The sequence below is a fragment of the Kitasatospora sp. NPDC101155 genome, from assembly GCF_044768305.1.
Taxonomy (GTDB): Bacteria; Actinomycetota; Actinomycetes; order Streptomycetales; family Streptomycetaceae; genus Kitasatospora.
In genome coordinates this window covers 137,492-156,319 of record NZ_JBIWPN010000007.1, presented here as the reverse complement: position 1 = coordinate 156,319, position 18,828 = coordinate 137,492, and the positions used below count along the sequence as shown (strand labels likewise).

At 76.4% G+C, this 18,828-nt stretch carries 1 protein-coding gene; it reads left to right on the top strand.

The annotated features are described in order from the left end of the window. Nucleotides 1-61 precede the first annotated feature (61 nt). Nucleotides 62-18,817, top strand: a complete 18,756-nt coding sequence (locus ACIRYZ_RS13145) for a non-ribosomal peptide synthase/polyketide synthase (protein WP_402942965.1) — start codon at nt 62-64, stop codon at nt 18,815-18,817. Nucleotides 18,818-18,828: the final 11 nt, after the last annotated feature.

Sequence of the window (18,828 nt, the reverse complement as noted above, 5' to 3'; positions counted from 1 at the left end):
CGTTCCCGCCCGCCCGGGTGCCCGCGTCGCATCCTCTCCCCGTCCGGAAGGATCTTCCGCCATGGCCGACCGGCCTGCCCAGCCCGTGCGCACGTCCGCCCCGTCGCGGGCCGGCGACGCCACCGCAGCGCCGCGCGGCGACGCGCCCCCGTCGCCGGCGCACCGGACGCTCGACGAGCTGTTCGCCGCCCGGGTGACCCGCACCCCGCACGCCCCCGCGGTGACCGACGGGCGGCGCACCTGGACCTACCGGGACCTGGCGGACCGGGTCGACCGGCTGGCCCGAGACCTGGGACGGCGCGGCACCGGGACGGAACGGACGGTGGCGTTGGTCCTGCCGCGCTCGATGGAACTCGTCGCCGCCGAGCTCGCCGTGGTGCGGACGGGCGCCGCCTTCCTGCCCGTGGACCCCGGCTACCCCGCCGAGCGGCGGGCGCTGATGCTCGCCGACGCCGCGCCCGCCGTGGTCCTGGACGATCCGGCCCGGGTCCGCGCGGTACTGGAGGCCGGGACCGGCGCCCCGGACACCCCGGAGGTGCTCGGCGCCGCGACCGGCCTCGACCACGCGGCCTACGTGATCTACACCTCGGGCTCCACCGGGACACCCAAGGGCGTGGTCGTCACCCACCGTGGGATCGGCGGGTTCACCGAGGCGGCCGTCGAGCGGTACGCCGTGCGCCCGGGCGACCGGGTGCTGCAGTTCTCCTCGCCCAGCTTCGACGCCTCCGTCCTGGAACTGTTCATCTCCGTCCTGGCCGGTGCCACCCTGGTGATCCCACCGGACGGCCCGTGGCTGGGCGACGAACTCGCCGCCGTGCTGGACGACCACCACATCACCCACGCCCTCATCCCGCCGGCGGCGCTGGCCACCGTGCCCGCCGGAGCGGGCCGCCACCTGCGCACCCTGATCGTCGGAGCCGAGGCCTGCCCCGCCGACCTGGTCGACCGCTGGGCGCCCGGCCGACGCATGGTCAACTCCTACGGCCCGACCGAGGCCACCATCGTCGCCACCTGGACCGGGCCGCTGACCGCCGGCAGTGGCACCCCGACCATCGGCGACGCGCTGCCGTACGCCCGGGCGTACCTACTGGACGACGCCATGCGGCCCCAGCCGCCGGGTGTCGATGGCGAGTTGTACATCGGCGGGGAAGGCGTCGCCCGCGGCTACCTGGGCCGCCCCGGTCTGACCGCCGCCCGCTTCGTCGCCGACCCCTTCGGACCGCCCGGGGCCCGGCTCTACCGCACCGGCGACCGGGCCCGCCGGAGAGTCGACGGGGAACTGGAGTTCCTCGGCCGACTCGACCGGCAGGTGAAGATCCGCGGCTTCCGCATCGAACCGGGGGAGGTCGAGGCCGCCCTGCGGGCGCACCCCGACGTCGACCAGGCCGTCGTCGTGGTCCGGGAGGACGAGCTGGGCCGGGAGCGGCTGGTCGGCTACGTCACGCCCGCCGACCCGGAGCGCACCCCCGACCCGGCGGCGCTGCGCGCGGCCCTGGCCGCAGCCCTGCCGGCCCACCTGGTGCCGTCCGCCGTCCTCGTGCTGGCCGCGCTGCCGCTCACCCCGCAGCACAAGATCGACCAGCGGGCGCTGCCGGCGCCCGCCCGTCCGACCACGGCCGCACCCGCCGAACCCCGCACCGAGCGCGAACGCACCCTGGCGGCCGTCTGGGCCCAGGTCCTGGGCGTCGACGCCGTCGGGGTGACGGACGACTTCTTCGACCTCGGCGGCGACTCGATCCTCGCCGCCCGCACCCTGACCCGGATCGCGGAGCGGCTGGGCGCCCGGCTCACCCTCCGGGACGTCTTCACCGCGCGCACCGTCGCCGCCCTCGCCCAGCTGCTGGACAACCAGCACGCCGCCGCGCCGCCGGAGCCGATCCCGCCCGCCCCGCGCGACGCGCCGCTGCCGCTGTCCAGCGCCCAGCGACGGCTCTGGTTCCTCGACGACCTCACCGCCGGCGGAAGCGAGTACAACACCGGCGTCGCCCTGCGGCTGCACGGAACACCCGACGCCGAGGCCCTGGGCCGGGCGCTGGGCCGGCTCGCGGCCCGCCACGACTCGCTGCGCACCACCTTCGCCACCGTCGACGGGCAGCTCGTCCAGTGCGTCGCCGAGGCCGGCGCCCTGCACCTGCGCACCGCCGACCTCGGCGCTCTGCCCGCGCCGGAACGCGCCGAGGCGGCCGACCGCCTGCTGGCCGAGGAGCTGAGCCGCCCCTACGACCTGACGGACGGCCCGCTCGCCCGGGCGCTGCTGATCCGGCTCACCGCCGAGGAACACCTGCTGCTGGTGGGGCAGCACCACATCATCACCGACGGCTGGTCGGTGGGCGTCCTCACCCGCGAACTGGCCGCGCTCTACCGGGCGGAGGTCTCCGGCGAGGCGGACGGGCTGCCCGTGCCCGCCCTCCAGTACCCCGATTTCGCGGCCTGGGAACAGCGCCGCCGGGCCGCCGGGGGCGGACCCGCGGACACGGCGGACCTCGCCTACTGGAAGCGGTGCCTGGCGGACCTGCAGCCCCTGCAACTGCCCACCGACCGGCCCCGGCCCGCGCTGCGCACCACCGCCGGCGCGGCGCACCGCCACCACCTCCCGGCCGACCTGACGGCCCGGCTGCGGCACCTGGCCGCGGGGCGCGGCACGACGGTGTTCACCCTGTTCGCCGGGGCGTCCGCGCTGCTGTTCTCGCGCTACTCCGGCCAGCGGGACGTGGTGTTCGGCACCGTGACCAACGGGCGCGACCGCCGGGAGCTGGAGGAGGTGACCGGCTTCTTCGTCAACACCGTGGTGCTGCGCGCCGACGTGGACGGGAAGGCCACCGTCGACCGGTTCGTCGAGAGCGTGCGCACGACCCTGCTGGACGCCTTCGCCCACGCCGCGGTGCCGTTCGACCGGGTGGTCGAGGAACTGGCCCCGCCCCGGGACCCCAGCCGGACCCCGCTGGTCCAGGTCCTGGTCGTCCAGCAGGCCGGCACCACGCCGCCGCCTGCCGGAGGCCTGCGTTTCGAGGACCACCCGCTGCCCCGCCCGGCCGCCCGGTTCGACCTGGTGCTGGAGTTCACCCCGGAGGACGCCGGCGGCTGCGCGCTCACCGTGGAGTACAACACGGACCTGTTCGACCGGCGCACCGTGGCCCGGATGACCCGCCACCTGCACCGCCTGCTGGCGGGGATGGCCGACGGACCGCAGCGCACCCTCGCCGAACTCCCCATGCTCTCCGAGGAGGAGCAGCGCACCCTGATCGACGCCTGGAACCCGCCCGCGCGTACCCGGTGCGACCTCCCGGACACCGTGCTGCCCGGGCTGTTCGAGGCGAGCGCGGCCCGTACCCCCGAGCGGACCGCCGTGGTCTGCGGCCCGGTGCGGCTGGACTACGCGGAGGTGAACCGGCGCGCCAACCGCCTCGCGCGGCTGCTGGTCTCCCGCGGCGCGGGACCGGAGCGGCTGGTCGCGGTCTGCCTGCCCCGCTCCGCCGAACTGCCGTCGGTGCTGTGGGCGGTGCTGAAGTCGGGCGCGGCGTACCTGCCGGTGGATCCCGGCTACCCGGCCGAGCGGGTCCGCTTCATGCTGGGGGACGCCGGGCCCGCCCTGGTCCTCGCCACCCGGGAGACGGCGGCCGCGCTGCCCGAGGACTGCCCCGTCCTGCTGCTGGAGGACTGCGCCGCCGCGGGCTTCGCCGACTCCGGCGGCCTCGCCGACCTCGCCGACTCGACGGACACCGATCCGACGGACACCGATCCGACGGACGCCGACCGGCTGGGCCCGCTGCTGCCGGAGCACCCCGCGTACGTCATCTACACCTTGGGGTCGACCGGCCGGCCCAAGGGCGTCGTGGTCACCCACCGCAGCGTCGTCGAGTTCGCCCGCTGGGCGCTGGAGCGGTTCGGGCCCGGCGGGCTGGACCATGTGGTCGCCGCCACCTCGCTCAACTTCGACGTGTCGGTCTTCGAACTGCTCTGCACGCTGCTGGCGGGCGGGACCGTCGAACTGGTCGCCGACCTGTCCGCCCTCGCCGACGAGCCCGTCCCGCGGCAGGTCGGCCTGGTCAGCGGGGTGCCCTCGGTGATCTCCCGGCTGATCACCGGCGGCGCCGCCGCGGTCGACGCCGACACCGCCGTGCTGGCCGGCGAGGCCCTCTCCGCCCAGGCGCTGCGCGACCTGCGCGACGCCCTGCCCGGCAGCGCGATCGCCAACGTCTACGGCCCCACCGAGGCCACCGTGTACGCCACGGCCTGGTTCGCCGGTGACCGGCTGCCGGAGCAGGCGCCGCCGATTGGCCGACCGATCGCCCGGACCCGGGCCTATGTCCTCGACTCCGCGCTGCGCCCGCAACCCCCAGGTGTGGTAGGCGAGTTGTACCTCGGTGGCGGCGGCCTGGCACGCGGCTACCTGGGCCGCGCCGGGCTGACCTCCGCCCGGTTCGTCGCCGACCCGTACGGCCTGCCGGGGGAGCGGATGTACCGCACCGGGGACCTGGTGCGCTGGAACGCCGACGGCGACCTGGAGTACCTCGGCCGGAGCGACCAGCAGGTCAAGGTCCGCGGCTTCCGGATCGAACTGGGCGAGGTGGAGGAGGCGTTGCGGCGTTGCGAGGGCGTCGCGGAGGCCGCCGCCACCGTCTACGAGGGGGACGGCCCCCGGCGCCTGGTCGGCTATGTGGTGCCCGTCCCGGGAGGCCGGGTGGAACCGGAGGCGGTGCGCCGGGCGCTCGGCCTGGCCCTGCCCGACTACCTGGTCCCCTCGACGGTCGTGCCGCTGCCGGCCCTGCCGCTCAACCCCAACGGCAAGCTCGACCGCGGCCGGCTTCCCGACCCGGGCCCCGCCGTGCCCGCCGTCCGTCACGTCGCCCCCCGCACCCCCACCGAGAGCGCGCTCGCCGTCATCTGGGCGGAGGTGCTGCGGCTGGAACGCGTCGGCGCGGACGACAACTTCTTCGACCTCGGCGGCGACTCCATCCTCGGCATCCAGGTGGTGGCCCGGGCCCGGCAGAGCGGGCTGCCGGTGACCTCCCGGGACCTCTACCGGCATCAGACGGTCGCCGCGCTGGCCCGCTGCGCGGACGCCGCCGAACGGCCGGCCGCCCCCGCCCCGGTGGCCGCGACCGGGACCGGCGTGCTGACCCCGATCCAGCGCTGGTGGTTCGACCGGGCCGCCGGCCGCGCCGGCCACTTCAACCAGGTGCTCTCCCTCCTCCTGCGGGACGACCCGGACCCGGCGGCGCTGGAGGCCGCCCTGAACGACCTGGTCGCCCACCACGACGCCCTGCGCTCGGTCTTCACGGCCCCCGACGGCCCGGCCGGCGCCGCCGCCGACGTGCACTGGCACATCGACGACCGGGCGCCCCGGATCCGGCTGGGCCGCCACACCGGACCGGACGGCGACAGCCCGCACTTCGGCCCCTTCGAGCTGAGCGGCGGGCCGCTGCTGCGCGCCGTGCTGCACGAGCGCGGGGCCGGGCTGGCGCCGGTCCTGCACCTGGCCGTCCACCACCTGGTGGTCGACGGGGTCTCCTGGCGGGTGCTGCTGGCGGACCTTGACGCCGCCTACCGGGCCCGCCGCGACGGGCGCGACGCGGCGGCGGTGCTGCCGGCGAAGTCCTCGCCGCTGCGCCAGTGGGCCGAGCGGCTCGGCGCGTTCGCCGCCACGGGCGGCTTCGAGGACGAGACGGAGTACTGGGCGCGGGCCCTCCCGGCGCCGCCCGACTCGGGCGACAGGGGCGACAGGGGCGACGGGGGCGACGGGGACGGCGGAGCCGAGGCGGACGAGGCGCGCGAGGCCGGCCCGTTCCCGGACGAGCTGACCGGCCCCGACGGCTACGCCTCGGCCCGCTCGGTGACCGTACGCCTCAGCCCCGCCGACACCGCCGCCCTGCTGCGCACCCTGCCCGACACCTACCGCACCCAGGCCAACGACGTGCTGCTCAGCGCCCTCGGCCGGGCCCTGTGCGCGGCCGGCGGGCTGGACCGGGTCGTGGTGGACGTCGAGGGGCACGGGCGCGAGGAGCTCTTCGCCGACCTCGACGTCAGCCGCACCGTCGGCTGGTTCACCACCCGGCACCCCGTCGCACTGGCCGTGCCCGCTGAGGCCGACTGGGACACCGTCCTCAAGCAGGTCAAGGAACAGCTGCGCGCCGTTCCCCGCCGCGGCCTCGGCTTCGACGTGCTGCGCCACCTGGGGCGCCCCGGGACGGCCCCGGACACCCCGGCCGCGCGGATCAGCTTCAACTACCTCGGCCGGATGGACGTCCAGGACGACCCGGACGACACCGCCGGGCTGTACCGCAGCACCTTCCGGGCCCTGGAACTGGACGCCGACCCGAGCGCCGGGCGCCCGCACGCCCTGGAGGTGGTCGGGCAACTCGACGGCGACGCGCTGGAGTTCACCTGGTTCTACGCCGAGGGGCGGCACCGGCGCGCCACCGTCGAGGCCTTGGCGGAACGGTTCGCCGCGGAACTGGCCGACCTCGCCCGCCACGCGGCCCGCCCGGGCGCCGCCGGACGCACCCCGTCCGACTTCCCGCTGGCCCGGCTCGACCAGGCAGCCGTGGACCGGATCACCGGGGACGACCCGGGCGCGGTGGAGGACGTCCTCCCGCTGACGCCCACCCAGTCCGGCATGCTCTTCCACGGCCTCGCCGAGGAGGACAGCGGCGCCTACTTCCAGCAGCTGGACTTCGTCCTGGACGGCGTGCCCGACCCCGGGACGCTGGCCGCCGCCTGGCAGCGGGTGAGCGACCGCGCCTCGGTGCTGCGCGCCCACGTCCGCTGGCAGGACGTCCCCGAGCCGCTGCTGGTGGTGCGGCGCCGGGCGACCGTGCCGGTGACCCGGCTGGACTGGCGCGAGATCCCCGAGCGGGAGCACCGCGGCCGACTGGCCGACCTCCTGGACCGCGACCGGGCCCGGGGCCTCGACCTGGCGAGTGCCCCGCTCCAGCGCCTGGTGCTCATCCGCCTCTCCGACACCCGCGTGCGGGTGCTCTGGTCCTTCCACCACCTGATCCTGGACGGTTGGAGCCTCTTCCAGGTGCTGTCCGACGTCTTCGCCGTCCACGCGGCCCTGGCCCGGTCCGGGTCCGGCACGGCGGAGGTCCCGTACGGCACCGTGCCGGACCGCCGGCCCTACCGCGACTACGTGGCCTGGCTGCGCGAACGCGACCCGGCGGAGGCGGAGGAGTACTGGCGCCGACGCCTCGCCGGGCTGACCGAGGCGACGCCGCTGCCCTACGACCGCGAGCCGCTGCGGAGCCACCGCGCGGAGTCCACCCAGGCCGTGCCGTTCACGCTGACCGCCGACGCGACCCGGGCGCTGGAGGGGCTCGCGCGGACCTCGGGCCTCACCCTGGGCACCCTGGTCCAGGGCGCGTGGGCGATCCTGCTGGGCCGTCAGGCGAACCGGGACGAGGTGGTGTTCGGCACCACCGTGTCCGGGCGCCCGCCCGAGCTGCCCGGGGTCGAGGCGATGACCGGCCTGTTCATCACCACCCTGCCCACCCGGACCGCGGTGCCCGCCGACCGGAGCCTGCTGGACTGGCTCCGGGAGCTGCAGGAGGAGCAGAGCGAGGACCGGCGGCACGGCTTCGTCCCGCTCACCCGCCTGCGCGCCGCCACCGAACTCCCCGAGCAGAGCGCCCTGTTCGACAGCATCGTGGTCGTCGAGAACTACCCGGTCGACGCCGAAGCGGCCGCCGGGCACGGCCTGCGCCTGCGCGAGCTGGACGGCATCGAGACCACCAACTACCCGCTCACCCTGCTGGCCCACCCGGGGCCCGAACTGGACCTGCGCCTGTGCTACGACCCGCGGTTGTTCGACGCCGACACGGTCCGGCGGATGGCCGGGCAGCTCACGGCCCTGCTGACCGGCATGCCCGAGGGGGCCGGGCGCCCGCCCGCGCGACTGCCGCTGCTGACCGCCGGGGAGCGCCGGCGGATCCTCGCCGACTGGAACGACACGGCCGTCGAGCGCCCCGGGCGCAGCGTCGCCGAGCTCTTCGCCGAGCAGGTGCGCCGCACCCCCGACGCGATCGCCCTGGAGGCCGCGGACGAGCACCTCAGCTACCGTGAACTCGACGCCCGCGCGGCCGTGTTGGCCGGACGGCTGGCCGCGCTCGGAGTCGCCGCCGAGCGCCCGGTCGGCGTGCTGATGAACCGGTCCGTCGCCCTGGTCACCGTCCAGCTGGCCCTGGTCCGCGCCGGCGGCGTCTATGTGCCGCTGGACGGCCGGGCGCCGCGCGAGCGGCTGCACCGCATGCTGGCCGAGGCGGGCGCGGACCTGTTGCTCACCGACGAGGACTGGGCCCCGACGGCCGTCGAACTGCTCCCGGCGGAAGGGGTGTTGCGGGTCGACCGGCCCGACCCCGGCGAGCGGCCGCAGCCCGCCCTCGCGGCGGTCCACCCCGACCAGCTCCAGTACCTGATGTTCACCTCGGGCTCCACCGGCACCCCCAAGGGTGTCGCGGTGCGTCAGCGCGATGTCGCCGCGCTCGCCCGGGACCGCGCCTTCGCCGACCACGACCGGGTGCTGGTGCACTCCCCGCACGCCTTCGACGCAGCCACCTACGAGCTCTGGGTGCCGCTGCTGCGCGGCGGCACCGCCGTCCTGGCCCCGCCGGGGGACCTGGACGCCGCCGCCGTCCGCCGCGCCGTCACCGAGCGGGGCGTGCGCTGCCTGTGGCTGACCGCCGGGCTGTTCCGCCTCCTCGCCCAGGAGGACCCGGGCTGCCTGCGCGGCGCCCGCGAGGTGTGGACCGGCGGCGAGGCGGTGCCGGGCGCGGTCGTGCGCAAGGTCCTGGAGGCCTGCCCCGACCTCACCGTGGTGGACGGCTACGGCCCGACCGAGACCACCACCTTCGCCACCCGGCGGGCCTTCCGCGCCGGCGACCCGCTGCCCGCCGTGCTGCCGATCGGACGCCCGCTGGACAACACCCGGGTGTATCTTCTGGACGGTGTGCTCCAGCCTCAACCACCCGGCATCACCGGGGAGTTGTACATCGCCGGCGCCGGACTGGCCCGGGGCTACGCGGGCCGGCCCGGCGAGACCGCCGCCCGCTACCTCGCCGACCCCTTCGGGCCGCCCGGCAGCCGGATGTACCGCACCGGCGACACCGCCCGGTGGAGCGAGGACGGCGAACTGCACTTCGTGGGCCGCGCGGACGACCAGATCAAGATCCGCGGCTTCCGCGTGGAACCCGCCGAGATCGAGGCCCGGCTCACCGCCCACCCGGCCGTCGCCGAGGCCGTCGTCTCGCTGCACGAGGACGCGGGCCGCAAGCGGCTGGTCGCCCACCTGGTGCCGGCGGACGGCGCCGAGCCGCCCGCCGCCGCCGCGCTGCGCGCCCACTTGGCGGCCGACCTGCCCGACTACATGCTGCCCGCGGCCTTCGTCACGGTGCCCGAACTCCCGCTGACGGCCAACGGCAAGGTGGACCGCCGACGGCTGCCCGCCCCCGACTGGTCGGCGGCCGGGGAGCGCGTCCACCGCGCCCCGGGCACCGACACCGAACGCCTTCTCGCGGCGATCTGGGCCGAACTGCTCGGCGTGGAACGGGTCGGGGTCGACGACGACTTCTTTCTGCTCGGCGGCGACTCGATCCTCAGCATCCAGGTCGTCTCCCGCGCCCGGGCCGCCGGCCTCGCGCTCTCCCCCCGCGACCTGTTCCGCCACCCCACCGTGGCCGCGCTGGCCGCGGCCGCCGGCACCGTCGTCGCCGTGGCCGGCACCGAGTCGGTCGGCGGCGAGGTCGGCCTGACGCCCATCCAGCGCTGGTTCCTCGACCCGCACCCGCCGTACGCCGGGTACTTCAACCAGTCCGTGGTCGTGGAGACGCCCGGCCCGGTCGACCCGGAGGCGCTGCGCCGCGCGCTCACGGCCCTGTGGGCCCACCACGACGCCCTGCGCTGCCGGTTCACCGCCGGGGCGGACGGGACCTGGCAGCAGCACTGCGCCCCGGCGGACAGCGCCGCCCCCGACCTGCTGGAGGTCCACGACCTCGGCGACGAGGCCGCCGTCACCGAGGCCGCCCACGCCGGGTTCGACCTGGCCGCGGGACCGCTGCTCACCGCCCGCCTGCTGGTCCCCACCCCCGAGGCCACCGACGGCACCCGGCCCGCCCGGCTGCTGCTCGCCGTCCACCACCTGGTGGTCGACGGCGTCTCCTGGCGGGTGCTGCTGGAGGACCTGGAGACCGCCTACCGGCAGGCCGTGGAGGGCCGGCCGCTGCGGCTGCCCGCCCGCACCACCTCCGTCCGGGAGTGGACCCGCCGCCTGGCCGAGCACACCGCGGGCGGCGGCTTCGCCGACCAGCGCGCCCACTGGGCGGCCGCCGCCCGGGCCTGCGCGACCCCGCTCCCGGTGGACTGCGACGGCGGCAACACCGCCGCCGACCTGCGCAGCGTGACGGTCCGGCTGGACCGCGAGCGCACCGACGGCCTGCTGCGCGAGGTCCCCGGGGTCTACCGCACCCGGATCGACGACGTCCTGCTCACCGCCCTGGGCCGGGTGCTGGCCGACTGGACCGGGCGGCGCACCGTCGCGATCGGACTGGAGGGGCACGGCCGCGAGGACCGGCTGTTCGAGGACCTCGACCTGTCCCGTACGGTCGGCTGGTTCACCTCCCTCCACCCGGTCGCCCTGGCCGTCCCGGACGGGGACTGGGGCACCGCGCTGAAGGCCGTCAAGGAGCAGCTGCGGGCGGTGCCGGACCGCGGCGTCGGGTACGGCGCGCTGCGCCACCTCGCCCGGGACGAGGGGCTGGCGGACGCGCCGGCCCCCGGCATCACCTTCAACTACCTGGGCCGCTTCGACTGGTCCGCGGACGGCGCCGCGCTGGTGCGCGCCGTCCCCGGTGGCCTCGGCGGCGCGGAGGCGCCCGGTACGGAGCGCCCGCACCTGCTGGACGTGGTCGCCCGGGTCGACGGCGACGAGCTGGAGATCAGCTGGTACTACAGCGCCGGCCGGCACCGTGAACAGACCGTCACCGAACTCGCGGACGCCGTGCTCCGCGCGCTGGAGGGGATCGTCGCCCACTGCGCCCGCCCGGACGCCGGCGGCCGCACCCCCGCGGACTTCCCGCTGGCCCGCCTGGACCAGGCGGCGGTGGACCGGATCGCCGGGGACGGCCGCGCCGTCGCGGACCTGTACCCGCTGACGCCCATGCAGGCGGGCATGCTCTTCCACAGCCTGCTCGACCCGGACGGCCGCACCTACCTCAACCAGGTCCAGCTGGTCCTGTCCGGGGTCACCGACCCGCAGGCGTTGGCCGAGGCCTGGCAGCGGACCGCCGACGCCAACCCGGTGCTGCGCACCCGGCTCACCTGGCAGGACACCGCCGAGCCGCTCCAGGTCGTCCAGCCGCGGGTGACGGTCCCGGTGATTTACCACGACTGGACGGATTGGCCGGCCGACCGCGTCGAGCGGGAGACGGCCCGGCTGCTCGCCGAGGACCGGCAGGCCGGCATCGACCTGGGCACCGCCCCGCTGATGCGGCTGTCCCTGGTCCGGCTGACCCCGACCCGGGTGCGGGTGCTGTGGACCTTCCATCACGTCCTGCTCGACGGGTGGAGCGCCGCCCAGGTCTTCGACGAGGTGTGCGAGCGGTACGCCGCGCTGACCACCGGGCAGCAGCCGAGGCTCACCGAACGCGCCCCCTTCGGCGACTACCTGCGCTGGCTGTCCGAACAGGATCCGGCCCGGGCCGAGCGGTACTGGCGCGACACCCTGGCGGGCTTCCCCGCCCCCACCGAACTGCCCCGGGACCGCCGCCCGGCCGAGGCCCACCGCGCCTCCTCCACCGCGTCGGTGCGGGTGAGCCTCGGCGCCGAGCTGTCGGAGCGGCTGCGGACGACCGCCCGGCAGGCGGGCCTGACCGTCAACACCGTGCTGCAGGGCGCCTGGGCGCTGCTGCTCTCCCGCTACGGCGGCGGCGACGACGTGGTGTTCGGCACGATCGTCTCCGGCCGGCCGGCCGAACTCCCGGGCGTGACCGCGATGGTGGGCCTGTTCATCAACGCCCTGCCCACCCGGGTGCGGATCGACGCCCGGCGCCCGCTGCTGGACTGGCTGCGGGAGCTGCAGGACGCCCAGTCGGAGGCCCGCCGGTACGACTTCGTCTCCCTGGCGCAGCTCCAGACCTGGAGCGAACTGCCGGGTGGCACCGGCCTGTTCGACAGCATCGTGGTCTTCGAGAACTACCCCTTCGACGAGGGGACGCTGACCCGGCACGGCCTGGGCGTGGCGACCGAACGCGTCCTGGAACCGACCAACTACCCGCTCAGCGTGGTGGTGGCCCCCGGCGAGGCCATCGAGGTCGACCTCGACCACGACCCGGCCCTCTTCGACGCCGGGACCGTCGAGCGGCTCGGGGCGAGCCTGCGGACCCTGCTGGCGGCGCTGGCGACCGGCCTCGACCGGTCGGCGGAGGACCTGCCGCTGCTGGAGCCGGGCCGGGGCCGTGAGCTGGTGGAACGTTTCGGCGGAGCGGTCGTCGAGGCACCGCGGCTCACCCTGCCCGAGGCCTTCGCCCGGCAGGCCGCCCGGACGCCCGACGCCCCGGCCGTCCGCTCCGCCGGGGCGCGACTGACCTACCGGGAACTCGACGAACGGTCCAACCGGCTGGCCCGGCTGCTGATCGCGGCCGGCGCGGGCCCCGAGCGGTTTGTCGCCCTCGCGCTGCCCCGCACCGCCGACCTGGCCGTGGCCCTGCTGGCGGTGCTCAAGAGCGGCGCCGCCTACCTGCCGGTGGACCCGGGCTACCCGGCCGAGCGGATCGCGTTCCTCTTCGCGGACGTCCGGCCCGACGCCGTGGTCACCGACACCGCGACCCGAGGACGGATCCCGCAGGGCCCGTTCACCCGGATCCTGCTGGACGACCCCGGGTGCGCAACCCGGCTGGCCGCCACCCCGGGCGACGCCGTGGGCGAGCGGGAGCGGCTCGGCGCCCTGCTGCCGAAGCACCCCGCCTACGTCATCCACACCTCCGGCTCCACCGGCCGCCCCAAGGGCGTGGTGGTCGCCCACGCCTCGGTGCTCGCCCTGACCGACTGGGCGGCGGCCGAGTTCGGCGGCCGAGGCCTGCACCACGTGGTCGCCGCCACCTCGCTGAACTTCGACGTGTCGGTGTTCGAGATCTTCTCGCCGCTGCTGTCCGGCGGCTGCGTGGAACTCGTCCCGGACCTCCTGGCGCTGGCCGAGCGCCCCGGGCCGGTCCGGGCCGGCCTGCTCAGCGCCGTGCCCTCGGCCCTCGGCGGCCTGCTCGCGGAGGACGCCGTGCACCTCGGCGCGGACACGGTCGTCCTGGCCGGCGAGGCACTGCCCGCCCGGACGGTGCGCCGACTGCGCGAAGCCGTCCCCGGCTGCCGGGTGCTGAACATCTACGGCCCCACCGAGGCCACCGTCTACGCCACCGCCTTCGCCTGCGACCCCGCCGACCCCGACCGCGACCCGCCGATCGGCCGACCCGTCGGCGGTGCCCGGGCCTACGTCCTGGACCACCGGCTGCGCCCGGTGCCGGTCGGCGCGCCGGGGGAGCTGTACCTGGGCGGCACCGGCGTGGCGCGCGGCTACCTGGGCCGCCCCGGGCTGACCGCCGCCCGGTTCCTGCCCGACCCGTTCGGCCCCGCCGGCCGCCGGATGTACCGCACCGGCGACCTGGTGCGCTGGACGGCCGACGGTGACCTCGTCTACCTCGGCCGCGCGGACGACCAGGTCAAGGTGCGCGGGTTCCGGATCGAACTCGGCGAGGTCGAGACCGCGCTCGCCCGCCACCCACGGGTGTCGGCGGCGGCCGCCCGGGTGGTCGAACACGACGGCCACCGGCGCCTGGTGGGCTACGCGGTGCCCCGCGACGGCGCGCTGCCGGACGCCGCCGAGTGGCGCGCCTTCCTCGGGCGCACCCTTCCCGACCACCTGGTGCCCGCACTGGTGGTGCCGCTGGAGCGGCTGCCGCTCGGCGCCACCGGCAAGCTCGACCGGCGGGCCCTGCCCGAGCCGGTGTGGGCCGCCCCGGCCGCCGCCGGCGCCCGGCCGCCCCGCACCGACGCGGAGCGCACCCTCGCCGCGATCTGGTGCGAGACGCTCGGCGTGCCCGAGGTGAGCGCCGACGACAACTACTTCGCGCTCGGCGGCGACTCGATTCTGGGCATCCAGATCGTCTCCGCGGCCCGCCGGGTCGGCCTCGCCCTGACCCCCCGGCACCTCTTCGCCCACCAGACCCTGGCCGAACTCGCCCTCGCCGCCGAGGAGTCACCGACCCCGGCAGTGGCCGCCGAACAGGGCCCGGTGGTCGGCGAGGCCCCGCTCACCCCCGTCCAGCACTGGCTGTTCGACACCCTCGGCGGCGACCCGGCCCGCCTCACCCAGTCGGTCTCCTTCCGCCTCGACCCGGACACCGACGAGACTCTGCTGCGGGTCGCGCTGGCCGCCGTCCTGGAACAGCACGACGCGCTGCGCCTGCGGTTCGAACCGCTCGGCGACGGCCGGTGGCGCCAGCACGGCACCCCGCCCGGCGACGCACCGGACCTGCGCACCCACCGGCTGCCCGCCGCCGGCTCGCCGCAGCGGCGCGAAGCCGTGCTGGGCGGGCTGGCCGAGCGCCTCGCCGACGGCTTCGACCTGGCCACCGGACCGCTGCTGCGGGCCGCGCTGTGCCGCTTCGAGGGAGAGCGGCACCCGGTCCTGCTGCTGGCCGCGCACCACCTGGTGGTGGACGCGGTGTCCTGGCGGCTGATCCTGGAGGACCTGGACACCGCCCACCGCGCGCTGCGCGCCGGGCAGCGGCCCGACCTCGGACCCAAGAGCACCTCGTTCCGGGCCTGGGCCGAGCGGCTGGCCGCGCACACCGAGGCCGGCGGCTTCGACGGGGAACGCACCCACTGGTACGACACGGACCGCGAGGCCGCGACCGCCCTGCCGAGAGACCTCGACGGCGCCAACACCGCCGCCGTCGAGGAGTCGCTGACCGTCGCGCTGGACACCGAGGACACCCACCGGCTGCTGCGGGACGTCCCGGAGGCGTACCGCACCCGGGTAGACGACGCCCTGCTCTGCGCCCTGGGCCGGGTGCTGGCCCGCTGGAGCGGACGGGACCGGGTGACCGTCGCCCTGGAGAGCCACGGCCGGGAGGAACTGTTCGACGGGGTCGACCTGGCCCGCACCGTCGGCTGGTTCACCGCGATGTACCCCGTGGTCCTGGACGTGCCCCGGGGCGCCGACACCGGCACCGCGCTGAAGACCGTCAAGGAGAACCTGCGCGCCGTGCCGCACGGCGGCCTGGGCTACGGCGCGCTGCGCCACCTGCGGCCGGAGCCCGAGCTGCCCGACCTGCCGCAGATCGGCTTCAACTACCTGGGTCGACAGGACTGGCACCCCGCCCCCGGCGGTCTGCTGCACTCCCCGGACGGCCCGCTCACCGGCGGCATGGACCGCGCCGCGCGCCGGCCCCACCTGCTGGACGTGCTCGGGCGGGTCAGCGCGGGGCGGCTGACCTTCACCTGGTCGTACTCCCGCGAGGTGCACCACCGCGCGACCGTCGCCCGGCTCGCCGCCGAACTCCTCGACGAGCTGCGGGAGATCGTCCGCCACTGCGCCGAACCCGGCGCGGGCGGTCGCACCCCCGCCGACTTCCCGCTGGCCCGCCTGGACCAGGCGGCGGTCGACCGGCTGGCCGGCACCGGACGGGACGTCACGGACATCCAGCCGCTCACTCCCACCCAGACCGGAATGGTGGTGCACGGCCTCGACGAGGCCGAACACGGCCTGTACGTCGAGCAGATCACCTTCGTCCTGGACGGCGCCCGCGACCCGCGGCTGCTGGCCGCCGCCTGGCAGCACGTCGTCGACCGCACCCCCGTGCTGCGCACCGCCGTGGCCCTGAACGGCGTGCCCGTGCCGCTCCAGGTGGTCCACCGGGAGGTGACGCTCCCGTCCACCGAGCACGACTGGAGCGGGCTGACGGAGGCGGAGCGGGAGGCACGGCTGGAGCGGCTGCTCGCCGAGCAGCGGTCCCGCCCGCTCGCCCTGGACCGGGCCCCGCTGCTGCGGCTCGACCTGATCCGGCTCGGGCCGGACGCGGTGCGGGTGGTGTGGACCTTCCACCACGTCCTGCTGGACGGCTGGAGCGTCTTCCACGTCCTGTCGGACGTGCTGGCCGCCCACGCCGCGCTCACCCGCGGCGAACGGCCCGGCCTGCCCGAACGACGGCCCTTCGCGGACTACGTCGCCTGGCTCGCCGCCCGCGACACCGCGGCCGCCGCCGAGCACTGGCGCGGCGTGCTCGCGGACCTCGTCGCGCCCACCGCGCTGCCCTACGATCGCAGGCCCGCCCAGGGCGAGACGGCCCGCTCCGGCGAGTGGCTGTCGCACCGGCTGAGCGCGGCCGAGACGGAACGGCTCCAGGACTTCGCCCGCCACCATCGACTCACCCTCAACACCCTGGTGCAGGGCGCCTGGGCGCTGCTGCTCTCGCGCTGGAGCGGGCAGTCGCGGGTCTGCTTCGGCACCACCGTCTCCGGGCGCCCGGCCGAGCTGACCGGCTCGGACGGCATCATCGGCCTGTTCATCACCACCCTGCCCGCCCGGGTCGCCGTCGACGGGGCGCAGCCGTGCGCCGCCTGGCTGCGCGCCCTGCAGGAGGACCGGGCGGAGGACCGCCGGTACGACCACCTGCCGCTGGCCGAGATGCACGGGTTGAGCCAGGTCGCGCCCGGGACGCCGCTGTTCGAGAGCCTGGTGGTGCTGGAGAACTACCCGGTCGGCGATGCCACGGCCGGTGCGCACGGCCTGCTGATCCGCGGGCTGGACGCCCGGGAGGCCACCAACTACCCGCTCACCGTGGTGGTTTCGCCCGGCGAGCGGCTCACCGTGGAACTCGGCCACGACCCGCGCTACCTCGACCGCGCGACCGCTGAGCAGCTGGCCGCCCAACTGCTGCACACCATCGTCGCGTTGGCGGGCGCGGACGGCAGCACACGGCTGGACGACCTCGACGTGCTGGCGCCCGGGCAGCGGGAGCGGCTGCTGCGCGGACCGGCCCGCCCGGCGCTGGACGCGCCCGCCCCGGCCACCCTGCCCGCCCTGGTCGAGGCCGCCGTGGACCGGTGGCCGGCCGCCACGGCGCTGAGCGCCCACGGCCAGGAGCTGTCCTTCGCCCGGCTGGAGGCGCACGCCAACCGGCTGGCCCACCGGCTGATCGCCCGCGGCGCCGGCCCCGGCGAGGTCGTCGCCCTGCTGCTGCCGCGCTCGGCGGACACCGTGCTCGCCCAGCTGGCGGTGGCCAAGACGGGCGCCGCCTTCCTGCCCGTCGACCCCAACTATCCGGACGAACGCGTCGAGTTGATGCTGCGCGACGCGGCACCGGCGCTGACCCTGGACGCCAAGGAGGTCGCGGCGCTGCTGGCCGCCCCGCCGGACGGCGCCCCCGACCACCGCCCCACCGACACCGACCGGACCCGCCCGCTCGACCTGGACGACCCGGCCTACGTCATCTACACCTCCGGCTCCACCGGCACCCCGAAGGGCGTGGTCGTCACCCACCGCGGGCTCGCGGCGTTCGCCGCCGCCGAGGCCGAGCACTACCGGGTCGCCCCGGGGGACCGGGTGCTGGCCTTCGCCACCCCCAGCTTCGACGCCTCCGTCCTCGAACTGTGCATGGCCCTGCCGCACGGCGCCCGGCTGGTGGTGCCCGAACCCGGACCGCTGCTCGGCGCCCGACTGGCCGAGGTACTGCGGGCGAAGCAGATCACCCACACCCTGCTGTCCCCGGCCGCCCTCGCCACCCTGCCCTCCGACACCCCCGGCACCCTGCCCGCGCTGAAGACCCTGGTGGTCGGCGCCGACGCGTGCGGCGCCGAACTCGTCGCCCGCTGGGCCCCGCACCACCGCATGGTCAACTCCTACGGCCCCACCGAGGCCACCGTGGTCGCCACCTGGTCCGCCCCACTGGCGCCGGACGGTGCCGCGCCACCGATCGGCCGCCCGCTGCCCGCCACCGGCGTGTACGTCCTGGACCCCCGGCTGCGGCCGGTCGCCGACGGCGTGCCGGGCGAACTGTGGCTGAGCGGACCGGCCCTGGCCCGCGGCTACCTGGGCCGGCCCGGCCTGACCGCCGCCCGCTTCACCGCCGACCCGTTCGGGCCGCCCGGCAGCCGGATGTACCGCACCGGGGACCTGGTGCGCCGGGACCGCTCCGGCGAGCTGCACTACCTGGGCCGCACCGACCACCAGCTCAAACTGCGCGGCCACCGGATCGAGGCCGGCGAGGTCGAGGCCGTGCTGACCCGCCACCCGGGCGTGCTGGACGCCGTGGTGAGCGTCCGGGAGGACGAGCCGGGGCTGCCCCGGCTGGTCGCTCACCTGCTGGTCGCCCCCGACACCCAACCGCCGACCGCCGCCGAACTGCGCGCGCTGGCCGCCCGCTCGCTGCCCGGCCACATGGTCCCCTCGGCCTTCGCCGTCCTCGACCGCTTCCCGCTCACCGCGAGCGGCAAGACCGACCGCACAGCGCTGCCCGCGCCCCGACCGGTCGAGGAGGAGCCGGCCGAGCGGCTGGCGCCCCGCACACCCACCGAGGAGGCCGTGGCACGGATCTGGGCCGAGACCCTCCGGACGGCCGTGGGCGTGACGGACGACTTCTTCCTGCTGGGCGGCGACTCCATGCGCGCCCTGCTGATCGCCTCCCGCGCCAACGATGCCTTCGGCGTCACGCTCACCCCCCGCGACGTCCTGGTCTCCCGCACCGTGGCCGCCCTGGCGGACCTGGTGGAGGAACAGGTGCTGAGCGAACTCGAAGACGCCGCGTTCGGCGGCCCCGACGATGACGAACGGTGAGGATCCGACGA